The 24867-nt window shown below is 36.4% G+C and carries 15 protein-coding genes; all 15 read right to left on the reverse strand.

Annotation, left to right across the window (positions count from 1 at the left end):
• Positions 1-134 precede the first annotated feature (134 nt).
• The 15 genes from nagB to OZP07_RS18055 all read right to left on the reverse strand — a co-directional run bounded on the left by nagB (position 135) and on the right by OZP07_RS18055 (position 24852).
• Positions 135-2063 carry a glucosamine-6-phosphate deaminase gene (gene nagB, locus OZP07_RS17985; protein WP_281636197.1) on the reverse strand — a complete coding sequence of 643 codons (1929 nt, stop codon included), beginning with the start codon at positions 2061-2063 and terminating at the stop codon, positions 135-137.
• A gap of 42 nt (positions 2064-2105) precedes the next feature.
• Positions 2106-4283: an alpha-N-acetylglucosaminidase gene (locus OZP07_RS17990; RefSeq protein ID WP_281636198.1), complete on the reverse strand. Its 2178-nt coding sequence runs from the start codon at positions 4281-4283 to the stop codon at positions 2106-2108.
• A gap of 450 nt (positions 4284-4733) precedes the next feature.
• Positions 4734-5039, reverse strand: coding sequence for a hypothetical protein (locus OZP07_RS17995; protein WP_194642081.1), 306 nt, complete (start codon positions 5037-5039; stop codon positions 4734-4736).
• A gap of 308 nt (positions 5040-5347) precedes the next feature.
• Positions 5348-6175, reverse strand: coding sequence for a leucine-rich repeat domain-containing protein (locus tag OZP07_RS18000; RefSeq protein WP_194642080.1), 828 nt, complete (start codon positions 6173-6175; stop codon positions 5348-5350).
• Positions 6176-6801: 626 nt separating this feature from the next.
• Positions 6802-8064 carry a YeiH family protein gene (locus OZP07_RS18005; protein ID WP_281636199.1) on the reverse strand — a complete coding sequence of 421 codons (1263 nt, stop codon included), beginning with the start codon at positions 8062-8064 and terminating at the stop codon, positions 6802-6804.
• A 31-nt stretch (positions 8065-8095) separates the two neighbouring features.
• The gene (locus tag OZP07_RS18010; protein WP_281636200.1) at positions 8096-9178 is read right to left on the reverse strand and encodes a formylglycine-generating enzyme family protein; all 1083 of its coding nucleotides are present in this window, start codon (positions 9176-9178) and stop codon (positions 8096-8098) included.
• A 460-nt stretch (positions 9179-9638) separates the two neighbouring features.
• Positions 9639-10352: a thioredoxin domain-containing protein gene (locus OZP07_RS18015; RefSeq protein WP_281636201.1), complete on the reverse strand. Its 714-nt coding sequence runs from the start codon at positions 10350-10352 to the stop codon at positions 9639-9641.
• Positions 10353-10363: 11 nt separating this feature from the next.
• Positions 10364-11434, reverse strand: a complete 1071-nt coding sequence (locus tag OZP07_RS18020; RefSeq protein WP_281636202.1) for a sterol desaturase family protein — start codon at positions 11432-11434, stop codon at positions 10364-10366.
• A gap of 233 nt (positions 11435-11667) precedes the next feature.
• Positions 11668-13584: an arylsulfatase gene (locus OZP07_RS18025; protein ID WP_281636203.1), complete on the reverse strand. Its 1917-nt coding sequence runs from the start codon at positions 13582-13584 to the stop codon at positions 11668-11670.
• 352 nt (positions 13585-13936) lie between these two features.
• Positions 13937-15844, reverse strand: a complete 1908-nt coding sequence (locus tag OZP07_RS18030) for an arylsulfatase (protein WP_281636204.1) — start codon at positions 15842-15844, stop codon at positions 13937-13939.
• 56 nt (positions 15845-15900) lie between these two features.
• Positions 15901-17469, reverse strand: a complete 1569-nt coding sequence (locus OZP07_RS18035; RefSeq protein WP_281636205.1) for an arylsulfatase — start codon at positions 17467-17469, stop codon at positions 15901-15903.
• Positions 17470-17494: 25 nt separating this feature from the next.
• Positions 17495-18967 (reverse strand): RagB/SusD family nutrient uptake outer membrane protein, encoded by a 1473-nt coding sequence (locus tag OZP07_RS18040; protein WP_281636206.1) that lies wholly within the window; start codon positions 18965-18967, stop codon positions 17495-17497.
• A 16-nt stretch (positions 18968-18983) separates the two neighbouring features.
• Positions 18984-22115: a SusC/RagA family TonB-linked outer membrane protein gene (locus OZP07_RS18045; RefSeq protein WP_281636207.1), complete on the reverse strand. Its 3132-nt coding sequence runs from the start codon at positions 22113-22115 to the stop codon at positions 18984-18986.
• A 650-nt stretch (positions 22116-22765) separates the two neighbouring features.
• Entirely contained in the window at positions 22766-23746 is a 981-nt protein-coding gene (locus OZP07_RS18050; RefSeq protein ID WP_281635297.1) for an IS30 family transposase, read from the reverse strand.
• Between the two features lie 251 nt (positions 23747-23997).
• Positions 23998-24852 carry a leucine-rich repeat domain-containing protein gene (locus OZP07_RS18055; protein WP_194642070.1) on the reverse strand — a complete coding sequence of 285 codons (855 nt, stop codon included), beginning with the start codon at positions 24850-24852 and terminating at the stop codon, positions 23998-24000.
• Positions 24853-24867 lie beyond the last annotated feature (15 nt).

Genomic DNA, 24867 nt, shown 5'->3' on the forward strand with positions numbered 1-24867 from the left:
GTTTGTCAAAATTAATATTAATGATTTATCAGAATAATGGACAGATTATTCATAAATATGGATGTTTTTAATAAACCCAATGACAATAAGGGATGAGAAGCAAATTTTTATTTTATTATATGCTTAAAACCTTACTAATATACCCATCTTACGAAGGCTTCCATTGCTGCATAATGTGCTAATCCAAGCTGATGGTATATTGCAGCTGTCTCTCTGTTGCGGTCTTCGGCACGCTGCCAAAATTCCCTGCTGTCTGAACCTTGAAAAACCACTCCGTCTTTTTGTGACTGATGTTTAAAAATGGCTTTTCTTTTTTCGAGCACCTGATCTGGCCCCATCGGAACCGCCATTTCAATTTCATCTATTCCCCATTCCTGCCATGCGCCTCTGTACAGCCAAACCCAGCAGTCTTTCATGTATTCTTTTTCTTTTAGTCTTTTCACTGCTTCAAAAACTGCATCCAAACATACTTTATGAGTTCCATGCGGATCTGCCAGATCTCCTGCAGCATAAATTTGATGGGGCTTTATTTTCTCAATCAAATCCATCGTTTTTTGAATATCTTCTTCTCCTAATGGTTTTTTCTCTATCGTTCCTGTTTCATAAAACGGAAGTTCCATAAAATGAATCTGATTATCCGGCAATCCTACAAAATGACAGGTGGCCTGTGCTTCTCCTTTTCGGATAAGGCCTTTTATGTTTCTGACCTCTGGAATATCGGTTTCGCTGTTTTTTTTATTCTGAATAAACTGAACTGATTTTTTGTAAATATCATCCGCCTCACTGCCAGCAATTCCAAATTTTATATTGTAATCACATACAAAATTGGCAAAACGCAGTGCTTCATCATCGGCTACTGCAATGTTTCCAGATGTCTGATAACCTATATGCACTTCGTGTCCTTGTTCATGCAGACGCTTAAAGGTGCCGCCCATACTTATAATATCATCATCCGGATGAGGACTAAAAATAAGAACTCTTTTCTGCGCTGGTTCTGCCCGCTCAGGACGCTTACTGTCATCTGCATTAGGTTTACCTCCCGGCCACCCGGTAATGGTATTCTGAAGTTTATTGAAAATTCCAATATTAATATCATAAGCAGGACCTAAATCTGCAAGCAGATCACTCATTCCGTTTTCAATATAATCGGCATCGGTCAGCATTAATATTGGTTTTTTCAAATGCTGCGCCAGCCCCAAAACCGCTTTTCGGATAAGAGTATCTGTCCAGACTACATTTTCAACCAGCCAAGGCGTATTAATACGTGTCAGTTTTGAAGCTGCAGATTTGTCTAAAACAAAAGTGGTATTATTATGCTCCTGCAGAAAAGTTGCCGGAATCTGATTAGTCACTGGTCCTTCAACAGAGTCTTTGATAATGTTTGATTTTCCTTCGCCCCAAGCCAGCAGTATAACCCTTTTGGCCTCCATAATCTTTTTTACACCTAGAGTAATTGCTGTTCTTGGTGTATTATCTAAACCCGAAAAGTCTTTGCTTGCTGCCACACGAGTAATATGATCTAAAGCAACTAAACGCGTTTTTGAATTTTGAAGCGAACCTGACTCATTGAATCCAATATGCCCGTTACCGCCTATTCCCAAAACCTGCAGATCAATACCTCCCAGCGCTTCGATCTTACTTTCATAATTACTGCAGTAATCCCCAATTGCTTCCTTCGATAAAGTTCCGTCTGGAACATGCACATTTTCCGGAAGAATGTCTACCTGATCAAAAAGTAATTCATGCATAAACCGCACATAACTGTTTATTGAATCGGGTTCCATAGGGTAATATTCATCTAAATTGAATGATACTACATTTTTAAAACTCAAACCTTCTTCTTTATGAAGGCGCACCAGTTCCGCATATAAGCTTTTTGGACTGGATCCTGTAGCAAGTCCCAATATGCATAATTGATTTTGGGACTGCTTTTCTCTTATCAAATCAGCTATTTCTTTAGCCACCGATTTGGAACCTATTACCGAATTTTCATAAACTACAGTTCCAATATTTTCAAATCGTTTTTCAAAACTTGTCGCTTTGTCTATTTCACTTTTTAACATTGCTTTTATTTTTATTTATTGATAGATATTAATTATGACATACTAATGCATTTCATTGTTTTCAGTCCACTTTACTTCCCATTGTTTTATGGCTTCTCTTTCTTTCGTTTCATCAAACGGAATGTTATTGGCTGATGATTTTCTTAAATCCTGTAAAAACATTTTCCATCTTGGCCAATAAAAGGATGCATACATACCGCGCCACGATCTTGATGCATAATCATTCAGATGTCCTTCTCCGCCCCAAAGCGTTATTAATGTTTTTGCATTTTTTATATACAATTTGGATTCATCAGGAGTGTTTCCGTAATCAGAAGCCGATTTCACCCAATTATTTAAGCTGTTCAAAGGCTGTCCCAAAAGCATATTATCAATATCCAAAGCATGCTTTTCGATTTTTTTAAACAATTCATCGCCTTTTTTTATGTCTTTTGACTGATAAGCTTTGACACACTCCATCAGCTGTTCATCAATAATAAGTGAATAATAATGTCTGGATGCATCCAGCAGATCATAATTATAAAGGCTCTCTTTACTGAAGTTTTTAGCTTCTTTTTTCAGAATATCCAAAGCCTGTTTAAGCTTTTTCTTATCTCCGGGATTTCCTTTAAATTCTGTAATTTTTAATGTAGGTCTTTTAAAAAACAGGTAAGCTCCTGCCCAGTCATTCCACCAGCGCGTTTCCCAGTATTTAGTGCTGTAAACGGACTCTAACAGCAATTGCCAAGCCTGAAAAACAGGAGCAGAAGTTTTTTTGCCGTATCTGGCTTTTAGATACTGATGCATCCAGTCATTTACAGATTCTTTACCCTGTGACCAAGGAAGGTCATAAATGTATTCGTAAACTATTGAGTTATTGTTTAATCCTTCCGGCATTACTCCGTAGCCGGCAACATTGCCTTTATTTGGATTGTTCAATAAGCTTGTCAGCTCGTTTCTGTAGAAATTTAAATCCCCGTAAACTGGATTGGATCCCCCATAATTATGTACATATCCATAGGTCCATTGCTTTCCATAAAAAGCCTCTTGATTTTCCCATACTTTATATCGGTCATTTGCATAATCCTGAATCATTAAACGATCGTTTGGCACTTTGCTTAAGAAAGCCTTAGTAGCTTCTTTAGTCCAAAATTCTTTATTGTCCCCAAAAAGCCATCCCTGCATAACCCAGGTTGCTTTTGGAGCAGCTTCATTTATGGTTTCAAAAATGGTTTTTCCATAATCTGACAGTTCCTCGTTTTTATGCTCTTTTGAAACTGGCGGTGTTATTTCGTTAAATGAATCGGCTAGGTAGAAATCAGCCTCTCCATAAACTTTTGTGTAAATTTCTATAAAACGCTTACCAACTTCTTTAAACAAAGGATCTTTAGAATCCAATAAATAAGTACTTTCAAAACCTCCTCCTGACCAGGAATTTAATTCACTAATCTTTGAATTTGGGTGTTTTTCTGCAAATGCTTTTGGCACGTAGCCGCTAAAAGCAGGTACAACAGGATGCATTCCTAATGCCTTCATTCTTTGCAGTATCTGTTTTTGAACGATTTCTTTTTTATTTATCCAGTCTTGTGGCAGCGGTCCTTCCAGACCATTGATATTTCCCATTCGCTGCCAAGGCAAAAATGCAGGTCCTGCAAAATGCGCCTGTAACTGACTGTCTGTTAACCCATATTCTTTCCACAACAGCTGCCATACTGCTTCCTGCCCTTCCAATGCTGTAGGCAGATTAATACCATGAAAAGCCATCCAGTCTATTTCCTGTTCCCAGCGTTTCCAGTCCCACCATGGAGTAGTGTATCCAAAAGTACAGGCATTTAAATATTCCCTGTATTTAAAAGGTGTAGACTGTTTTTTTGAATATTTTGGCCAGCTCTTAGGCAAATCGATTCTGTTTCCCTCCCAGCTGACTAAAACTGCTCCAATATCTCTAAGAAAATTATAAGCAGCATAACAAATCACAACATTCGAAGAGGCAGTAATTCTAACTCGGTTTGCTGCTGTTGTTTCCACTTCAAACCAATCTGTTTCATTGGAGTCTTTTTTTTCAGCAATAATTAAGTCAAATTCATTTGCCCGTTTTCCAATAAGTCTTTCCAGTACTGCCGATGCGGTTTTGGTTTCCTTATCGTTTTTACAGTATCCGTTAGTTACAAATAAAAGAAAAACAAGAAAAGAAGCTGCGCTTTTCATAAATCTATTAATACTCAAGGTCCTTTTTGTCATTTTACTGCAATTTTAGTTTCTTATATATTTATTTGTTTTGATAATTTTAAAAATACATCTCCATATAGATTTATAGAAACTTAAAACTATCATTGAATTTACTAAACTTTTCTAATACCAAAAACCACATTAGCTTTAGTAACAATTTGTTATTAATACCCGCTTTTATGGCATTTTATTTAAGGATAAAATTATAAATTATTGATTTTTTAATAATGGACGTATCATTCAAAACTATAGACAGACTGCCCAAAATGAAACAGGAAATCAGCATAATCAATACTGCTTCTGGATTATGCTTCTAAAAAACAAAGAGTAGAATTACTTGGAGAAAGCGGTTTCAGAATCTTTCTTAAAAAATAAGTGATACTGACAGTTGAACAAAACATACGGCAAAAAAAAAGACCGTTCAATCTGAACAGTCTCTCTTTATAATATCTAAAAAATAACTTAGGATTTAAACAATCCCTCTTTGTGGGCATTGTATAAAACCAAATCATAAGGAACTAATTTGGGCGCTACTTTTTCTGAAGCAGCATCGAATGTAATTTTGTTATGTTTTCTGAACAAATAAATCTCTTTCAGGCAATTTGATAAACTCTGATGTATAAAACTTGTAAAAATTGGCAGAGGCTTATCTCCTTTCAATAAATCTATCTGATAATTCGAACTGCTTTTTGACAGATTGTTTCCAATGATTCTTAAAGTAAATATTGATGGAACTCCGTTTTGCTCTCCTTGATACTGTACTATCATAATTCTATAATTAAAATGTGGATAAATTAAAATTAATCTTTTCAGCTTCTATTTCAGCTGAATTCTCAATAAAATTAGATAAAAAAAAGAAACTGATATAATATTGAGCTGTAAATTATCAAATTTATAACATTAAGCTTTATTAAAACAACTTCACTTTCATTTAAGGAGTAAAATTTAAACTTAATTGGCATTACCTCAGCTGTAAAAACGAAAAACCCTGTAATGTATGAAGTTACAGGGTAAATCTAACTAAGTGTAATTAAAACAAACAATCTTCTTAATCTCTTTACTCTTGCGGGATGATTTTATCCTTTTATAGGTAAAGAAATTACATTTCCTATTTCGTTTCTCATGGTCATATTTAATTTATCTAACAGCGATAATTTATTGGATACCTGACCTGAAAACAGATTATAGGATATATTTAATTTTTTTAAACGAGTTAATTTTTCTAATTCTGCAGGCACCTGCCCTTTAAAGTCATTATCAAAAAGATTCAGATTTTCTAACAATACCAGATTCCCAATCGAAGGACTTAATTTTCCAGTGAATCTATTAGTATATAAAGAAAGTGTTCGCAAAGATTTTAACTCGTAAAAAGAAACCGGCAGCGAACCTTGGAAAGAGTTTTCATATAAAGATAAACTCTCAAGCGCAGACAGTTTTCCTATCTGCTGTGGCAGCTCACCAGAAAAAATATTACGGTCAAGCATTAATACTTTTAAATTTGGAAGCGTACAGATAGAAACAGGGATAAAACCAGTCATCTTATTAAAAGAAAGATCTAATACCTCTAAAGCTTTCATATTACCAATGTTGAGCGGTATTTCGCCATTCAATAAATTGGTACCTAAATTTAATTCCTGTAAATTCAGTAAAGTAGTGATTTCAACGGGTATACGTCCTGTTAAATTATTGTTTTTCAAATTTATCGAAACCACTTTATCATCAACGACTTTTACTCCATACCATTTATCAATCGGTAAAGAAAGATCCCATTTATTAATCCATTTAGCTCCATTGGTAGCTTGATTTAATTTTATAAGGACTTCTTTTTCTGCTTTTGAAAAATTTGCAAAAGAAGAGAATGAAAAGAATACAGTAAAAATTAGAAGTGTAATTTTATTACTCATTTACTCGGTTTAAAAATTAGTTGCTTCAAAAATAATTAAAAACTTCGCCAACAAACAAAAAAAATCGACTAATTAACACAAAAAAAATGTTAACAGTAATAAATCCTACAAAAAAAAGTGCAGTATTTTCAAAAAATGAATTACTGCACTTACAAAAAAAAAAATCAAGTAAAATTAACTAACCAAACTAACCAAGTTCAGATTTTAAGCGGGAAGTTTTCACTTCCTGTCTTGGAAATTTTAATCTCCAAAAATACTTTTTACCAGCCTTAATCTCATCAAAAGACAAGGCGAACAGACTTTTTTGTGTTTAACTTTTATGCTTTATTATTTTTTATATGACTATCCGTGACTAATACCAAATCGATAAAATTGGCCACAGATTAACACAGATTTCTAAAAAATGCATGCAAAATCTGTAAGAATCTGTGTAATCAGCGGCAAAAAAAAAGATTTAGTATGCTTTGCGGATAGTCATAATTTTTTAACTTCCAAATTGTTTCTATGGATACATCCACATCCAGAGCTGTGTCATAAAACACTAATTACTGACGGACAGCAGTTTTTATACCCAATTCTTCTAAAGATTGGCCGTGCACAATGATATCCCATTCTAAAAAAAATCCTTATTTGCCAAACAATAAAAAGGCAATCAGAAGCGTGATTATAATATTGAAAATCTGAGCTGTCAAAAAAGCGTACAATGGCTTTTTGCTATTATTAGTAAACAAATCTTTGAAATTAGTTTCCAATCCAATACTGGTAAAAGCCAGCGCAAACCAAAGCCCCTGGAGATTCTTCAGACTGTCTTTAACCGTATCTCTTGTTTCGGGGGAAATCAGAAAAGAAAAAACCAAAGAAGCGACAATAAACCCAATCACAAACTTTGGAAAACGTTCCCAGATAACTCCTAAAGTTGGTTTCGCCGTAACAGCATCCGATGATTTATTCTGGGCATACGACCAATAAACGGATATCGCAAAAGCTGCTAATCCCAGTAATACATTCTGCGAAAATTTAACAATTGTGCTAATCTTCAAAGCAGTTTCTCCAACTAATGTTCCCGAAGCAACAACAGCTCCCGAAGTATCGATACTGCCACCGAGCCAGGCTCCTGTAACTTCTTCTGCAAAATTGAAGTGCTTGGCAACCATTGGCATAAAAATCATCATTGGAATGGCCGTTACCAATACCATTGAAATGACATAAGACAGTTTCTTCGAATCGCCTTTGATGGCTCCGGATGTTGCAATCGCAGCCGAAACACCGCAGATGGAAACAGCACTGGAAATCATTAAGGCTAATTCCTCATCAACTTTAAGCTTCTTACACACCCAAAAAGCAAAATACCAAACGGACAAAACTACCACTAAAGCTTGAATCAGCCCTAGAGAACCTGCCTTTAGTATATCCGAAAATATGACACCGGTTCCTAACAATACCAAACCGATTTTTACAAAAATTTCGGTTGAAAGTGCGGTGCGGAACCATTCTGGAAGCTTGAAAAAATTACCTATAGACAATCCTATAATCAGGCTGAAAATAACTGCCTCTAAATTGAGCCCCTTGATTACAGTATTACCCGCTATAATCAAGGCCGCTACTGTCAATACAAACACTATTGGAAAACCCAATAAAAATTTCTTAACCGATTTCCCAACCAAAAAAACGCCTAGTATACCAATCCCTAAAAGGTAAATAAATTGCAGAAAAAGTTCTTTTATATTCGTACCGCTGCATACATTATTCTGCAGATCGGCCCCGTTTGACCACTTGAATACAGGAACCGAAGGCAGGTAAATAAAAAGAGAAATTCCAATTATCAAAAAACCTAAAAGCACTGCTGCCCAATCTTCATGAATAGTAAATTGTTTTGTTTTTAATGCCATATCAAATTATTGTTTTCAGCTTTCGTTTTTATTATTTATCCTTCACACAGCGGAAACCTAAGTGATTGCAGGCACTTGTAGTCTCTCCTTTACCGCGGCTTCCCGCCACATAACGAATACAGTATTGATCGCTGCATAAATAAGAACCGCCTCTTTGAACATGTTTTTCTACACCCGGTTCTTCTGGGTCATAACTGGCCGAAGGCCCGGTGGGATTATCAACTGCACTGCTTTTATAATAATCGTCTCGGTATAAATCACTGCACCATTCCCATACATTTCCTTCCAGATCATAAATCCCATATGGATTTTTAGGAAACGATTTTACCGGAGCTGCTCCTGTAAAACCATCTTCGGCTGTGTTATTATCCGGAAAAGATCCCTGAAAAATATTCGCTGCCCATTTTCCGTCTGGCTTGAGTTCCGTACCCCAGTAATATTTTGCAGAAGGTCTTCCGGCTCTTGCTGCAAACTCCCATTCGGCTTCGGTTGGAAGCCTTTTTCCTGCCCATTCGGCATAAGCCTTAGCATCTAAATAACTAACCTGCACTACAGGATAATTTTCCAGCCCAGCAATACTGCTTTCTGGCCCAGCAGGATGCTGCCAGCTGGCACCCGGAACGTACTGCCACCATTGCTGTATATTATCCAAAGCCACCTTTCCTACTGGAGGCACAAATACCGCCGAACCTGGCACTAAATTCTCGAGCGGAACACCTGGATAATCATTTGGATCCAATGGTCTTTCGGCAATGGTTACATAATTAGTGGCCTTCACAAAAGCGGCAAACTGTGCATTAGTTACTTCATGCTCATCAATCCAATAGCCTTTAACACTTACTTTGTGAACAGGTTTTGCATCGGGATAATCATTGGTTCCCATGCTGAATTCGCCTCCATCAACCCAGACCATTCCTCTGGTCGAAGCTGCTGTATGCTCTTCTGAAGTTTTATTAATGGATTGCAGCAATAATGCTTTTTTGGATGTATTTGCCTTGCACATAGCCTTACAATCAGCTGCTGAAACAACTGCTAACGCTTTATTTTCTTGTCCATAAGCTGAAAAACCTGCAAAACTAATTGCTGCAATTACACTATATATATTTTTATTCATGATAAGTAAGCTCAAAATAATGTGAAAAGTATTCTATTCCATTTTAATTAATCAAAAACAATACATAGGCAAGGAATACCAAGTACCAATAAACCTTGCCTTTCTCCAAAAGAGACGTATTGAGTTGCCATTTTTTTTGATATAAGCATAATTTAAATTCTACTTATACCATAGAACAAATATAAATTAAAAATAGGAACTTCCAAATTTTAAATTATTTTTTATGACTTTCCTTCAACTAATACCAAACAGATTAAATTAGCCACAGATTTTTTTAAAAAAAAGTAATGAAATCTGTGAGAATCTGTGTAATCAGTGGCGAAAAAAATACATGGTATTATTTGCGGACAGTCATATTATTTTTTGTATAAATTAAAATATAAATTTATAAAAAACTAAAAAACAAGTTTTTAACTACATAACAATTCATAAATTTATTCTGAATGTTATACTATATTTTTTAATGAGCCAAAGCTGCATCAACATCTTTTTTCAAGTCACCTAAGCCGTCTTTCTTGAAAACAGTTTTACCGTTTTGGTATAAAATCAAAGTTGGAAAAACCTTTACTGTTTTCAAATCGGCTATTACCTTCGGGTTGTCTTCCAGATCAATTTCAACAATTTTCAAATTAGTCCCATTTTCTGCCCTGATAGCTTCCAAAACTGGTTTTACTTTTTTGCAGGCGCCACAATATCTTGAACCAATATCTACTAAAACAGCCTTGTTTTCTGCAATAATTTTTTTGTACTCTGCCAATGTCAATTTACTTTTTGAATTAGTATAAAAAGGTTTTCCAGATCCAATCCATGCGGCGATTCCGCCTTCAAGATCATGCACTTCCAAGAAACCATTTTTTAATAATTCTTTTGCCAGCTGACCGCTTCTTCCTGCACCGATTGAATATATAAAAACAGGTTTTGTTTTATCTAACTGAGCCGCATATTTAGCATAATTTTCTGTTTGCAAATTAAAATTAACTGCACCGTCAATGTGATTAATAGCAAACTCTTCGGTACTTCGGGCATCAATTAACTGCGGTTTCTTCTGCTCCTTAATTTTCGCATAAAAAGCATCTATCTGCAATGTAAATGGATTTTGATTTTGAGCAAAACCGACAATTGCAAAAAGCAAAACCAAAGCTGTAACCCTCTTTTTGAATTTTTTATTTTCCATAACAATTTTCTTTATGGTTCAACTGGTTCGAAGTAATTTTGACTTACCGGAACTGATTCCTTCTTCTTTTGGGAAATAGGCAAAGCACGGACTCCATCTGCAAGCGGGCTTCCTTCAATTTTAGATTTGAATATCGGCCAAAGGAACTGTGCATACCATTCTTCGCTTTTGTATGTTTTGGTTCCATAGGATTCAGGGAATTTACGAGTGATTAAACCCGTTCCGAAAATCACATCCCAAATGAAAAACATGTTTCCAAAATTTCCTTTAAAATGTCCCACTCCATCTCCACTAGTGTCTGCGTGATGTGCATGATGTGTAGCAGGAGTTGAAATCAAACGCTCCAAAACCCATGCAATAGGATGAAGTACTTTATATTTATAAAACGGTTTGTCCCATGCTATACTGGAATGCGCTCCCAAAGTGATAAAACTTTTAACCACCAAAACGAATAAAGCTGGCAGTCCCAATCCTAAATAGGTCAAAGTGGCCGTCAAGTAAATCTGGGAGAAAAATACCGTATAAATAAAGTTTTGTCTTGATGCCATTGCCATTCCCATGTACGGAGCCGAATGGTGTGTTCTATGAAAACGCCACAAAAACGGCACTTGATGATGTAAACGATGGTACCAGTACTGCGTTAAATCATCAGCAATTGCAATCAGGAAAAAACCTCCCCAAAAAGGAACCCAAGAAAGCGTATTTGCTAAATTCGGAATTAAATACGGCAACACTGTTAAACTAAAAAATGCTGTTACTGGCGGCAAAAGCAACTTTGGCGCAAGAAAACTAATAATGTCTATTTTTCGTTCCCTTCCAGTCCATTGATCGTCGTATAAACCTGCTGTAAATTCAACTGCTCCCAAAACGAGCATAAAAACAATCAATCCCCAAGTTCTAATGTTTTCGAACGCTGGTTTTACAAATTCTAAAAATGATGGTAATGCAATATGTGATTCTGATGCAGCACCATTATTTAATTTGAAATAAAGGTAAATTGCCAATACCGGCAAAGTATAAATAAAAAGACTGATGCTTATGTCTTTTGTTAATTTTCTTTTTAAATTTTGATCTAATGCCATGATTTCTTTATTTTAAAATATAATTTACTAGTGACAAACCGCCAGCCAAAATAAGCAGCGGCACAAAAAAGACTATCAGTCCTACGATAATCTTCTTTCCTATTATTTGAAAATCTATTAGTTTCATTTTTTTTTATTTTAATGATTGGTGAAGAGTTAATCAGTCCCTAGTAATTAGCCCTTAGTGAACAATCTAAAAAACTAAGGACTAATTACTAAGGACTAAATCTGTATTAATTACTGCTGCCAGCCTGAGTTGCTTTATGAATCAGTTCCTGAAGGTTTTGATTTTTGTCCCCTGAAGGATTGTGTATTTTTCTTCCTAACACATCCTGCCAGTCAATTAACGGATAAACGTTGTTCTCCTTCGCCTGCTCATCGAACAGTTTTTTAAGCTCTTCCAATTTTTCAGGATACTTTTTAGCCAAATTATTGCGCTCGTTAAAATCTTCATTCAGATTGTACAACTCCCAGACATCAGCATCAAAATTACTTTGTGCCGGTGCTTGATTTTTGCTCCCAGCATTTGGGGACGTAAAGGGATTTGCATGCGATGCAGCAGCTTTCCATCCGTCTTTGTAAATAGCTCTGTTCCCAAAGATGTAATAGTACTGCACTTTATGTAACGATTCTGCTTTTGGGTCATTCAAAGAAGCATATAAAGACGAACCCTGAATAATATCCTGTTTAATTTCCTTGATTTTTTCAGGAGCTTTGATTCCAGCAATTTCCAATGTCGTAGGAAGAATGTCTGTTACGTGGCTGTATTGGTTTCTGATGCCTCCTTTTTCTTTGATTCCTTTTGGATAATGAATAATCAAAGGATTACGGGTTCCTCCTTCTGACTGTGCATCTTGTTTCCAGTTTTTGAAAGGAGCATTGGTAGCCTGTGCCCAGCCTAACGGATAATTGGTGTTCAAACCTTTTGCAGTTCCAATCTCTCCAATTTTAGCCAAATTAGACTGAAGATTCTGCTCGTCTGTAACTCCTTGAGAAAAAAGACTCTGGCTAATTGTACCTACCTGACTGCCTTCTTTACTGGCTCCGTTATCGCCAATTGCAACAAAAATCAAAGTGTTATCCAATTGATTGGTCTCTTTCAGATAATTTACCACTCTGCCAATTTCATGGTCGGTATAAGTAAGATAACCAGCATATACTTCCATAAATCTGGCATACACTTTCTTTTGGTCAGGAGATAATTTCTTCCATTCTGAAATAATAGCATTACGTTCCGGCAATACAGCATTGGCAGAGATTACACCCAGTTTCTTTTGGTTTGCCAATACTTTTTCGCGGTAAACATCCCAGCCTTCGTCAAATTTGCCTTTGTAAGCATCGCTCCAAGAAGCCTCCACTTGATGGGGTGCATGAGCTGCTCCCGGTGCATAGTATAAAAAGAATGGCTTTCCAGGCGCCGCTTTTTGCTGTGTTTTGATATAACTGATAGCTTTATCTGTAATGAGTTCATTCAAATGACGACCATCTGATTTTACGTGTGCCTGATCTTCTACTAAATCAGGATTGTACTGATCGGTCTGTGATCCTAAGAATCCAAAAAAGTGATCGAATCCTTTTCCTGTAGGCCATCTGTCAAATGGTCCTGCATCGGTGGCATCTTCATCTGGTGTCACGCCATATTTACCTACTGCAAAAGTATTGTATCCGTTTTCACGTAAAATCTCTGCAATTGTTCCTTTGTCTGATGGAATTCTTCCGTCCCAGCCTGGAAAACCAGCTGATAAGATAGTATGCGAAAAACCGCTAACGTGTACTCTTCCTGAATTTCTTCCTGTTAAAAGTGCCGCGCGTGTCGGTGCGCAGATAGCAGTCGTATGGAAATTGGTATAACGAAGTCCGTTATTTGCCAAAGCATCAAATGTCGGAGTCTGTATCAAACCTCCAAATGCACTGGAAGCTCCAAATCCCACATCATCGAGCAGAATCCAAACCACGTTTGGTGCTCCGGCTGGTGCTTTTACCGGCTCCGGCCAATATTCTTTGGACTCGGCCAATGTTTTGCCAATAATGCCTTTATAATCTGCATCTGGCTTATTTTGGGAAATACCCAGCTGGGCAACTAGTAAAGCTGTAAGCAGCAATCCTTTTTGAGGAGACTTCAACTTTGCATTGAATTTAAAATTTTTCATGTTTTATTATTTTATAGTTTATTAATAAGACCTTTTCCATGGTCCTGTTTTTTTTAATTATTATTTTAATTCTATAGATTTAGTATGATTTTATTTTATAGCTTTCCGAATAATTAAAACAAAAACTATGAATAGCTGTTATTCATTTTACCCTTCAGCAGCTTTTCTATAATTCTTCTCAGAAAACGAATTACAGAAAAAACAGTCATTAAAATAGATAAGGGTATCAGATAAATAACTGTCCAGACTAATTTCATTTTTCTATGATTTCATAGTTTATCTGGCTCACAATTTTTTATTTCTTCTAAATTTCAGAGCTGTTGATTCAAAAATTATACAGCTCTGAAATAATTTATTTGTTTGCTTTGTACAATAACTCTGCAGCCGACTGTCCTTCGGTTCCTTTCGTCTGGTGGATTTTTCTCTGGTACACATCCGACCAGTCAATTAATGGATACAGGTTGTTTTTCTTAGCCTGCTCATCAAATAATTTTTTCAGTTCCGCCAGTTTTTCAGGATATTTTTTAGCCAAATCTTTTCTTTCATTAAAATCTTCATTGATATTGTACAATTCCCAGACATCTTTGTCAAAATCTGCATTCAAAAGATTCGCTTTGGATTTATCTGCCAATGCCTCTTTTACCTCAATTGAATTTGGGTGATGCGCAGCTGCTGCTTTCCAGCCATCGTTATAAATGGATCTCGCTCCAAAAATATAATAGTGCTGGATTTTATGCGAAGAAACCACTTTGGCATCATTCAAAGAATTGTAAAACGAATAGCCCTGAATGGTATCCTGTCTAATCTCTCTAATCGTTTCAGGTGCTTTAACTCCAATAACATCAAGAGTTGTTGGCAGAATATCAATCACGTGGCTGTATTGATTTCGGATTCCGCCTTTTTCCTGAATCCCTTTTGGATAATACACTATCAATGGATTGTGCGTTCCTCCTTCGGAGTTGGCATCCTGTTTCCAAGATTTGAACGGAGTGTTAGTCGCCTGAGCCCAGCCTAATGGGTAATTAGCATACGTTTGAGGCGTCCCAATTTCACCAATCTTGTTTAAATTATTTTGGAAAACCTGCTCTTCAGTTTCACCGGCTTTATAAGTCTGTCTCTCTACAGCTCCCTGCAGCGTCCCTTCCTTACTCGCTCCATTATCACCTATCAAAACAAAGACAACCGTATTATCCAGCTGATTACTTTCTTTCAAATAACTTACCAGTCTTCCAATTTCGTAATCGGTATACGTTAAATATCCGGCATATACTTCCATGAACTTTGAATATACTTTCTTTTGATCCGGCGTTAATTTTTTCCAGTCGGCAATGAGTGAATTGCGTTCAGGCAGTTCTGCATTGGCTGGAACAACTCCCAGTTTCTTTTGGTTGGCCAATGTTTTTTCGCGATAAGCATCCCAGCCATCATCAAATTTTCCTTTGTAAGCATCGCTCCACTTCGCTTCTACCTGATGCGGTGCATGAACTGCTGCTGGTGAATAATATAAAAAGAATGGTTTTCCAGGCGCTGCTTTATGCTGTCTGGTAATATAACTGATTGCCTTATCTGTAATCTGTTCGCTAAGATGTCTTCCGTCTGGAGTAACATGTGCCTGATCTTCGATCAAATCTGGTTTGTACTGATCGGTTGCAGAACCCAAGAATCCAAAGAAATGTTCGAAACCTTTGCCTGTTGGCCATCTGTCAAATGGTCCTGCATCGGTGGCATCTTCATCAGGCGTTACACCATATTTGCCTACACCAAAAGTGCTGTATCCTTTGTCACGCAGAATCTCAGCAACAGTTCCATTCTTTGAAGGAATTCTTCCATCCCATCCCGGGAAGCCTGCAGACATAATCGTATGTGAGAATCCGCCGACATGGACTTTATGAGAATTACTTCCTGTCAGTAATGCAGAACGTGTAGGAGCACAGATAGCTGTAGTATGGAAATTGGTATATCTCAGTCCATTATTAGCAAGACTCTCTAAAACTGGTGTATGTATCAAGCCCCCAAAAGCACTTGAAGCGCCGTAACCTACATCATCTAAAACAATCCAGACTACATTTGGAGCACCTTTTGGAGCTGAAACCGGTTCTGGCCAATATTCTTTGGATTCAGCTAATGTTTTACCGATTACTCCTTTGTAATCAGTATTGGGTTTGTTTTGCGCAAAACCAAATTGAGCAATCAGCAAAGCGGTAACCAAAAGTCCTTTCTGCGGGCTTTTGATAATGCTGTTATATTTTAAATTTTTCATTTTCATATTTTTTATTAGATTAACTTATATTCATTATAATAGGTAATCAGTATATACTATTTTATTTTATTCCAATCTTCAACACCTACTTTTATTGACCATTGCTGATGTAATTCAATCAGCGTCTGGAGCAGTTTTGGTTCTAACTTTGCCAGATTTTTTGTTTCTGTTCTATCTGCTGCCAGATTGTACAATTCCCAAGGCTGATTGTTTTCGGCTACTGCTTTCCACTGCCCTTTTCTTACTGCTTTACTGCCTTCATGTTCCCAAAACAACGCTTCATGTTCATCAGATTGCTGTCCTTCAAATTCTTTTTTTAAACTAATACCTTCTAAAGAGACGAGATTTTTCCCTTGAAAAGAATCTGGGTATTGCAAACCCGCAAACTCTAGACAAGTTGGAAAAACATCAATTAAATGGCTTACTCTATTACTTACTATACCAGCCTTAATATGCTTTGGATAATACGCTATAAAGGGGGAAGCGATACCGCCTTCGTGAGTGTTCTTTTTGAATAATTGAAAAGGCGTGTTGCTCACATTTCCCCACGGACTTTCATAGCTGTCAATCGATGCTGCCGAACCTGCAGTACCATTTTTTTGTGTAACATAATTCCAGTTTTTCACATCATCGGCACTTCCGCCATTATCAGAAAGAAAAAGAACAAGCGTATTTTCTTCTTCACCCAAAGACTTTACTTTCTGCAGGATTTCTCCAATTCCGGCATCCATTCTGTCGACCATAGCAGCGTAAATTGCCATGCGGGTATCCCATTTGTCTTTTTCTTCTGCACTTAGTTTTTCCCAATCCGGCACTTTTTCAAAACGATTGGATAAGTCCGCGTTTTTATCAATTATTCCTTGTTCTTTTAATTTATTAAAACGCTTTGTTCTCAATTTATCCCAGCCTACCAAGTATTTTCCTTTGTATTTTTCAATATCTTCCGGCAATGCCTGAATGGGCCAATGTGGTGCATTATAAGCTACATACAGAAAAAAAGGTTTTTGTTCCCTGCGCTGTTTTTCTAAAGAACTAATAGCAAAATTGGTAATTTCCTGAGTCAGATAAGTAGAAGAATCCGTGCGGATAATTTCTTTATCTCCTTTCAAAAAAGTAACTTTTCTTCCGTCGTTATACAAAGGTTCCGAGTTGAAATAACTGCTGCCATTGTTTTGTAAAGTAAAAGAATCATCAAACCCTCTATTCACCGCCCAGGCTGATGGAACCAAACCTACATGCCATTTTCCAGAAACAATTGTAGTGTATCCCGCCTGTTGGAGCGCCTGTCCAATCGTAATACAATGCTCGTTTAAATATCCCTGATACGCAGGAAATCCTTTATCCTGTACCATGTCACCAATACCTGCCTGATGTGAATACAATCCTGTGAGTAATGAAGCCCGAGAAGGACAGCATCGTCCTGCATTGTAAAACTGATTTAAAATAAGCCCGTTTTTAGCGAGCTTATTTAAATTTGGAGTTTTAATTTCTGAGCCAAAAGCACCAATATCTGAAAATCCTAGATCATCAGCCAAAATGACAATGATGTTAGGCTGCTTTTTCTGTGCAGACAGCTGCATTTGTGCAACAACCAATAGCGCAAGTATGAACAGTTTTTTAATCATTTTATTACGCATTTACGCCTTTTAATTAATAACCTGGATTTTGTGGCAGTCCTACTGGATCAATGTTTCGCTCACTCTGAGGAATCGGGTACAGATTATTTCTTTCGGAAACAGAATTTTTGGCAGTTACCTTTTTAATTTCGGTAACCAAAGTTCCCCAGCGCACTAAGTCAAACCATCTTTGTCCTTCCTGAACAAATTCTTTTTTGCGCTCTTCGCGGATAGCTTCTCTAAGTTGTGGCTCAGTAAGCCCAATTAAATCTACTGCTGCATCCGGTGTCGAGATTGGTTTTCCAAAAGCTCTTCTTCTCACCTGATTCACAAGCTCATGAGCTTCCAGAGTTGCACCGTCTTTTTCGTTGATAGCTTCTGCAAGAGATAATAAAACATCAGCATAACGGATTATTGGAAAATTGATCGCGACATTTGACGGTGCTGCCAAATTGGTTAAATCCAAATATTTGCCAAAAATTGGCTTTGGAAAAGTATACAGCGTTCCAGTAGCCGGATTCAATAATTGTTTTTTATAAGTCACATCTCTTCGGGTATCACCTGCTGCATAAATGTCATAAAACAAAGCTACATCCGAAATAATATCTGCCGGTTCTGTTGCGGTAAATCCAGTAAATGAAGTCGCTTGGAAAGTACTTCCGCTGGAACCGTTTCCTGCTTGATTTGGTTCGAACTGAACAGAAAAAATATGTTCTTTTCCGTTCTTTTTAGTTTTGGTAAAAATGTCCTGAAAGTTTTCAAAAAGCGCATATCCATAGCCGCCGTTAATTACTTCTTTGGCTTTTAGAATCGTATTAGACCAATCTTTCCTAGTCAGATATACTTTTGCCAAAATGGCTTTTGCAGCACCCGATGTAGCTCTTCCAGCATCATTGGCCGGATAAGCTGCTGGCAGGCTTTCAGCGTCTTTTAAGTCTAAAATAATCTGAGCATACACTTCTTCTACAGTGGCTCTCTTGGATTTTAAACTCTCTAATTGAATAGAAGCCGGTTCGTGCAGAACGATTGGAACCCCTCCCCAAAGACGTACAGCCTGAAAGTACAGTAAACCTCTGATGAATTTGGCTTCATTAATCAATCTAGTTTTTATAACATCTGAACCAGCGGCTCTAGGAATATTATCAATGGCTATATTGGCTCTATTGATTCCTGCATAAATTTGTCGCCAAGCCACCTGAACACGGTCTGAAGTAGCATCATGGGTTAAACTGCTCAATGCTCTTACCTGAGGATTCGTTGCCGAAACTCCCGCCGATGCATAATCCGAAGCCATATCGGTAAGGAAATAAAGATTTCTTCCAAATAAACTCTGCTCTCCCGGATCAAGGCTCAATGAAGCATAAACTGCTGTAACACTGGCAACAGCATCATCCTGAGTTTTAAAGAAATTTTCTTCGGTTATAAAAGAGGTTGGTGTCACCTCCAGATCCGTGCACGATACTAATATAACGGCACTTAATATGAATGTTGTTATTATCTTTTTCATTGTTATATTTTTTTACTTAAAAAGTTACATTTAAGCCCGTAATAAATGTTTTAGAATTTGGATAGGATCCAAAGTCAATTCCGGGATATAAATTATTCTGTTCATAGGAACTTACCTCTGGATCATAGCCTGTGTATTTAGTCCATGTAAATAAGTTCTCGGCAGATACGTATACCTTAATGCTCTTAGTTCCAATTTTTGAAGAAATGCTTTTTGGGAAAGTATATCCTAAAGTGATTAGCTTTAATCTCAGGAAAGAAGCATCTTCTACATAACGTTCCGACACAATTCCAAGCGGAGAACTTGAAGCTCTTGGGATTTCATTACTTGGATTAGCCGGTGTCCAGCGATCTAATAAAGTGGCTGCCGCATTAGTTCCAAGAGTAGAAATTTCCAATTGCTGATTTAGAGCGTTAAATATTTTACCTCCATAAGAACCTTGGAACGAAAAATTCAAATCAAAGTTGCTATAAGAAAGCGTATTACTGAAACTTCCAACAAATTTTGGCTGTGAAGTCCCAAGATCTCCTTTGTCAAGCGCAGTAATTACTCCGTCCCCGTTGGTATCTACATATTTTCTATCACCCACTTTTGTATTGGCAAGACTGTTAATTTTTGGCTGCGTATTAACTTCTTCCTGAGTCTGGAAAATTCCGTTGGTTTTGTATCCCCAAAAAGTTCCCAGCGGTAATCCCACTTTAACAGTTACGGGCTGTTGCTGCAATAAAGAACCATTTGGCACTATCGGGAAAAATTGATCCACTCCATTACCAATTTCCAGAACTTTATTTCTGTTGGCAGAAAAAACAAAGTTAGAATTCCATGAAAACGTTTCTGTTTTTATATTTTCGGTAATCAGACCAATTTCAATACCTTTATTCTCTACACCACCAATATTCTGCAGCACTGTAGCAAATCCAGAAGTCAATGGAACTGGAACATTGATAAGCAGATCATTTGTCTTTTTGTAATAGGCATCAAAAACAAAATTTATTTTTCTGTCCAATAATGATAAATCTAAACCTATATTATACTGATCCGTTTTTTCCCATCTCAGATCCGGGTTGGCCAAACGGGTTGGTGCCAATCCTGTCTGCAGTGTCCCGCCAAAAGCATAATTAACAGACCCTATGGAAGCTAAGGAAAGATAATTACCAATTTCCTGATTCCCTGTAGTTCCTGCACTCAGCCTAAGTTTTGCATCACTTACTCCTTTAATATTTTTGGCAAAATCCTCTTCGGTTATGTTCCAAGAAAATCCAGCTGAAGGGAAATAACCCCAAAGTGATTCAGTACCAAATCTTGAAGACCCATCCGCACGCGCAGATACTGTCAGGTTATATCTCCCTTTATATGAATAATTTACTCTTGCCAGCCATGATTTCAATACGCTTTCGAATGATTCAGTATAAGGCTTTACAGCCACACCATCCTGTAATGCATTGTAAGTATTTGCATCATTTACAAAAGTATTAGCTCCTGCATTCACTACTTCTCCCTGGGTATATTGAAGTGTGTATCCAGCCAAAGCAGAGAATTTATGATCTTCTCCAAAATGAGTATTGTAGTTCAAAGTATTTTCATTCAATACTGAACTTACCAGTCTGTCGCCAGAAGAAGCAAGACCTTTTGTTGGAGCACCAGTAGTAGTATTCGATGGCGCATAATAGTTTTGTTTGGTGTTAATTACGTCACCGCTGACAGCAGCTTTGGCCGTAATTTCTTTGTTGATTTTATATTCACCAAACAAACTGGTCAAAATTCTGTTGATTTTGGTTTCATTTATAGTGTTTTCCAAATCATTAATTGGGTTGGGCACATAACCGTTAACTGATGTCGCATAAGGATTATTGGTTACATTATAGCTTCCGTCATCATTTCTGATTGGAACCACGGGTGCCGTTAGCAGGATACTAACCAATGGATTGGGGTTTCTGCCGGCTGCAGTACCGCCATTAGTTCCTACTCCATTCGATATTGAATTGCTATAATTGGCATTCACTCCAAATTTAAAAGCCTGAGAATAATTTCTTTCATAATTGGCACGAAGCGAAATTCGTTTAAAATCTGATCCTATTACAATTCCTTGCTGATCAAAATAACCTGATGACACTGAATATCTGGAGCGGTCATCTCCGCCTGAAAATGTTAACTGGTGGTTTTGAACCGGTGCCGCCGAATTAAAAGCTGCTGACTGCCAGTCATATCCTCCTGAAGTTTTAAGAGCTTCAATCTGGGCCGCTGAAAAAGAAGGTGCCTGCCCTATACTTGCCTGAACATCATTTCGCAGGCTTGCCCATTGGCCCGCATCTAATAAATCTATCTTTTTTGAAACATTCTGAATTCCAAAATAGCCTTGATAAGAAATATTGTCCTGCCCTTTGGTTCCTTTTTTAGTTGTAATAAGCACCACGCCATTTGCTCCTCGGGAACCATAAATCGCAGTTGCAGATGCATCTTTCAATACATCAATCGACTCAATATCGGCAGGATTGATTGTTGACAGCACATTTACTCCAGCACCTGCATAAGTAACTCCGGCCGTACCATTGCTGTTGTCATTATAAATTAGTACTCCATCTACAACATACAGCGGTTCATTACCTGCTGTAATTGAATTTCCTCCTCTAATACGCACACTGGAAGTTGCGCCTGGACGGCCTGAACTTTGGGTTACAACAACACCTGGAATTGCACCGCGCAATAAATTATCTGCTGAAGAAGTAACCTGCGCCAAATTTGCTTTTGGAATAGATGAAATTGCACCCGTGATATCTTTTTTCTTTTGCGTTCCATACCCCACAACCACCAGCTCATTCAACTCTTGAAGATCCTCCTCTAAGTTGACAATAAGCGGGCTTCCGTCTACAATCACTTCAGCTTTTTTGTAGCCAATGTAGGTTATGATTAAAGTGTATGGGAATTTTTGTCCGGTTTGGAAATAAAATTTTCCCTCTGCATCAGTTACCACGCCGTGGGTGGTTCCTTTAATAGTTACGCTAGCTCCTGCTACTGGTAAATTTGAAACTTTATTAACTACAGTTCCGTCAAGTTTAGACTGAATAAGGGGTTTCGTATCTTGTGCCTGGATTCCAAATGAAAACAGAAAAATACCCAGCCAGGAAAGATTATATAATATTTTTTTCATTACTTTGTTTTGGTTTAATAAATAAGGAGTCTGAAAACTGATTTATCAATTTTCATTTTCCGTTTAACGATACATTTTTTTTAAGCCTGCCATTTCTGTTGCCGCAGAAATGGCTTTTTTTTATCTACAACACATTAGTTTTTTCATTTTATTTTATTGCTTATTGATTAGTACTATTTTAGTTTGAGTATTATTTTTTAAAAGAATAAATCAAAGAGTTAAAATAATTTATACTGGATGAAATAAATTATTTTAAGACTGAACATAAAAGTGACGGGATGCTATAATTGGAAAACACTAACAGCAGCAACACATTCGACGGAGTGTGCCGAATGATACAAGTTCCTGCATGATCAAAAAAAGAATGTTTTTGATAGTCTTCACAATTTTCAGTATTTGTTAGTTATTTTTTTAAACTCTACTATTTCTATAGACAAAAGTATATTAAAAATAATTAACAGCCAAAAAAAATTAAAGTATTCACTAAAGAATTGTTAATTTGGCTATAGTCAAACGCTTACAACAGATTGAAAATAAACAACAAAACACTATATACCAGTAAATTACAGGCAAATCTATACTTTATGCTTTTTTAAAAACAAAAAAGCATAAAGTAGTTTTTACATTAAAAACTTTTAAAATTGGTGGATTCAACATATAAATGCAACAGTATTCAATTTATTGATTTTTTCGGCGAAAATTTCATTAGGTGTTTTATAGCCAAATCTTTTTCTGGGTCTGTTGTTTAATGTATTAACTACTGTTTTTATTTGTTGTTCTTCGATGTTTTCAAAGTTAGATTTTTTAGGAAAATATTGTCTTATTAATCCGTTTAAATTTTCATTGGCTCCTCGTTCCCAGCTATGGTAGGGTTTGGCAAAATAATAATCGATATCTAAATCTTCTGCAATGGCCCGATGATTGGCAAATTCCTTTCCATTATCCGAAGTAATGGTCTTGATTATTGGTTTCCAATCTTTCAATAATTCAATTGTTTTCTGCTGTATTGCACTAGCTTCTTTGCTTTCTACTTTTCCCATAAAAAGTATTCCAGAGGCTCTGTCATTGATAGTTAGTAACGCTCCTTTGTGATTCTTACCAATGACCAAATCAATCTCTAAATCGCCCAATCTACTTTTCTTTTCTACTATCTTTGGACGCTCGCTAATATCGACCCTACCAATAATAAGTCCTCTTTTATCCTTTAAATGTCCTCTTTTTTTATACTTTTTACCCTTGGTCCTAAGATGTTTATATAAGAGTCCTCCTTTGCGTTTATTTTCCCAAATATATTGATAGATTCTTTCTTTAGAAACCATTGCTCTTTTGTCAATTTTTGCTCTGCCAACAATTTGTTCAGGACTGTAATCTTGCTTTAAATAAAACAAAATATTTGCTTCAACTTCTGAGGTTAAAGTGCATTTTTTGATCTTAACCTTATGCCTGTTTAAAGCTTTTTTATCCGCCAAAACAGCTTTATAAACACCACTTCTTTGATCAGAATTACGTTTTATTTCTCGAGAAATAACTGATTTGTTTTTATCTACCAATTCAGCAATTTCGGAAATACTGATACCGGCATTTCTATATACTTCTATTTTGTATCTTTGTTCTAACGTTAAATGTGCCATCTATTTTGAGTGTTGCAACCCAAAGATATGATGATTTTTTCGCCAACTCTAGTGTTATTCTTTTGACCTAGGTCAAAAGAATAACACTAGAGTTTTTTTTCACGTTGCATTTATTACTTGAATCTAAGATTTCTTTTATTTAACAAAAGAATTTTACTGATAAATTAAAAATATTACTTCTGAATTGTATCAAAAAAAAACATAATTTTTTAAAATTATGGTGCTTTAAATAAAGATAAGCTATGTTGACTTTATTCGCCTACGGCTAAAGTTCCTCTGGAAGTATTTTCAACTTCTAATTTAAAAGCTGCACCCGATTCATTTCGCATTGTAGAATTGAAATCATTTTTTTTAGCCAAAAGAGCAGGTACATAACCAGAAAATGAATTATAAGCTAAATTTACTTTTTCTAAATTTTCTAACTTAACAATGCTGAAAGGAATCTGTCCGCTCATTTTGTTATCAAATAAACTCAAGTTTTCTAAGGAAACTAAGTTTTCGATATTCCTGCTGATGTGTCCCGAAAATTCATTACTGCTCAGCGATAGTTCTCTTAAATGTTTCAACTGATATAATGATTCTGGCAGTTCTCCCGATAACTTGTTGTTAAATAAAGAAATCACTTCCAATTCTTTTAAATTTCCAATCTGACTTGGCAATTCGCCGGAAAGATTATTCATAAAAAGCTTTAAAGTTTTTAAATGCTGGATTTCGCAAATAGATTTTGGAATGGAACCGGTCAATTTATTAAACGATAGATTTAGCTCCCGCAGTGATTTTAATTTACCAATGTTTTGGGGTATTGTTCCCGAAATCTGATTTTTAAATAAATCTAATTCTGTTAAGTTTTTCAAATTAGTTATTTCTAAAGGAAGAGTTCCTGTCAAATTATTATTAGAAAGATTAATGGCTACTACTTTCTCATTTTCAACTTTAATTCCATGCCAGGTAGAAATAGGAGCATTCAGATCCCACTTCACAATCCATTGACTGCCATTTGTTTTCTGATATAACTTAATTAAAATATCTTTTTCACTATTTGAAACATTAGCAAGTAAGGAAAGAGAAAAAGTAACCGTTAAAAATACTGCAGCAATATTTTTCATGATCTCTATTTTTTT

The sequence above is a fragment of the Flavobacterium marginilacus genome (assembly GCF_026870155.1).
GTDB classification, from domain to species: Bacteria; Bacteroidota; Bacteroidia; order Flavobacteriales; family Flavobacteriaceae; genus Flavobacterium; species Flavobacterium marginilacus.

What these genes read in the sequence shown, in the direction of transcription:
- nagB (WP_281636197.1), bottom strand. Translation starts at nt 2,063, where the DNA reads ATGTTAAAAAGTGAAATAGACAAAGCGACAAGTTTTGAAAAACGATTT.
- OZP07_RS17990 (WP_281636198.1), bottom strand. Translation starts at nt 4,283, where the DNA reads ATGACAAAAAGGACCTTGAGTATTAATAGATTTATGAAAAGCGCAGCT.
- OZP07_RS17995 (WP_194642081.1), bottom strand. Translation starts at nt 5,039, where the DNA reads ATGATAGTACAGTATCAAGGAGAGCAAAACGGAGTTCCATCAATATTT.
- OZP07_RS18000 (WP_194642080.1), bottom strand. Translation starts at nt 6,175, where the DNA reads ATGAGTAATAAAATTACACTTCTAATTTTTACTGTATTCTTTTCATTC.
- OZP07_RS18005 (WP_281636199.1), bottom strand. Translation starts at nt 8,064, where the DNA reads ATGGCATTAAAAACAAAACAATTTACTATTCATGAAGATTGGGCAGCA.
- OZP07_RS18010 (WP_281636200.1), bottom strand. Translation starts at nt 9,178, where the DNA reads ATGAATAAAAATATATATAGTGTAATTGCAGCAATTAGTTTTGCAGGT.
- OZP07_RS18015 (WP_281636201.1), bottom strand. Translation starts at nt 10,352, where the DNA reads ATGGAAAATAAAAAATTCAAAAAGAGGGTTACAGCTTTGGTTTTGCTT.
- OZP07_RS18020 (WP_281636202.1), bottom strand. Translation starts at nt 11,434, where the DNA reads ATGGCATTAGATCAAAATTTAAAAAGAAAATTAACAAAAGACATAAGC.
- OZP07_RS18025 (WP_281636203.1), bottom strand. Translation starts at nt 13,584, where the DNA reads ATGAAAAATTTTAAATTCAATGCAAAGTTGAAGTCTCCTCAAAAAGGA.
- OZP07_RS18030 (WP_281636204.1), bottom strand. Translation starts at nt 15,844, where the DNA reads ATGAAAAATTTAAAATATAACAGCATTATCAAAAGCCCGCAGAAAGGA.
- OZP07_RS18035 (WP_281636205.1), bottom strand. Translation starts at nt 17,469, where the DNA reads ATGATTAAAAAACTGTTCATACTTGCGCTATTGGTTGTTGCACAAATG.
- OZP07_RS18040 (WP_281636206.1), bottom strand. Translation starts at nt 18,967, where the DNA reads ATGAAAAAGATAATAACAACATTCATATTAAGTGCCGTTATATTAGTA.
- OZP07_RS18045 (WP_281636207.1), bottom strand. Translation starts at nt 22,115, where the DNA reads ATGAAAAAAATATTATATAATCTTTCCTGGCTGGGTATTTTTCTGTTT.
- OZP07_RS18050 (WP_281635297.1), bottom strand. Translation starts at nt 23,746, where the DNA reads ATGGCACATTTAACGTTAGAACAAAGATACAAAATAGAAGTATATAGA.
- OZP07_RS18055 (WP_194642070.1), bottom strand. Translation starts at nt 24,852, where the DNA reads ATGAAAAATATTGCTGCAGTATTTTTAACGGTTACTTTTTCTCTTTCC.